The organism is Streptomyces cinereospinus (assembly GCF_042430725.1).
Lineage (GTDB): Bacteria > Actinomycetota > Actinomycetes > Streptomycetales > Streptomycetaceae > Streptomyces > Streptomyces cinereospinus.
The window spans coordinates 1-850 of the sequence record NZ_JBHMCY010000204.1 but is presented as its reverse complement, the minus strand read 5'-3'; the positions used below and the strand labels follow the sequence as shown (position 1 = coordinate 850).

The 850-nt window shown below is 70.5% G+C and carries 1 protein-coding gene; it reads left to right on the top strand.

Annotation, left to right across the window (positions count from 1 at the left end):
* On the top strand, positions 1 to 850 hold an 850-nt coding region (locus ACFF45_RS35505; protein WP_381351172.1), incomplete at both ends, for a beta-ketoacyl synthase N-terminal-like domain-containing protein.

The following is an 850-nucleotide window of genomic DNA, read 5'->3' as shown; positions in this document are numbered from 1 at the left end:
GCAGTGTGGCTTCGGGCCGGTTGGCGTATGTCTTCGGGTTCGAGGGTCCGGCGGTGAGTGTGGACACGGCGTGTTCGTCGTCGTTGGTGGCGTTGCACCTGGCGGGTCAGGCACTGCGGCTGGGTGAGTGTGATCTGGCGCTGGCGGGCGGGGTGACGGTGATGTCGACGCCGTCGACGTTCGTGGAGTTCAGCCGTCAGCGGGGGCTGTCCCCCGATGGCCGTTGCCGTGCGTTCTCGGCGGACGCGGACGGTACGGGCTGGTCGGAGGGTGTGGGGTTGTTGGTGGTGGAGCGGTTGTCGGACGCGTTGCGGCGTGGGCACCGTGTGTGGGCCGTGGTGCGGGGCAGTGCGGTGAACCAGGACGGTGCGTCCAATGGTCTGACGGCGCCGAACGGGCCGTCGCAGCAGCGGGTGATCCGGCAGGCGTGGGCGAGTGCGGGTGTCAGTGGCGCGGATGTCGATGTGGTGGAGGCGCACGGGACGGGGACGCGGCTGGGTGATCCCATCGAGGCGCAGGCGCTTGTGGGGACGTATGGGGTCGAGCATGCCGCGGAGCGTCCGTTGTGGCTGGGGTCGTTGAAGTCCAATATCGGGCATGCGCAGGCGGCGGCGGGCGTGGGTGGCGTGATCAAGATGGTGATGGCGCTGCGGGAGCAGGTGCTGCCGCGGACGCTGCATGTCAGTGAGCCGACTCCGCATGTCGACTGGGATCGGGGGGCGGTCAGGCTGCTGACCGAGCCGGTCGCGTGGCCGGCGGGGGGTGACGGCCGGCCGCGCCGGGCCGCGGTGTCCTCGTTCGGGATCAGCGGCACCAACGCCCACGTCATCCTCGAAGAACCCCCGGCGGA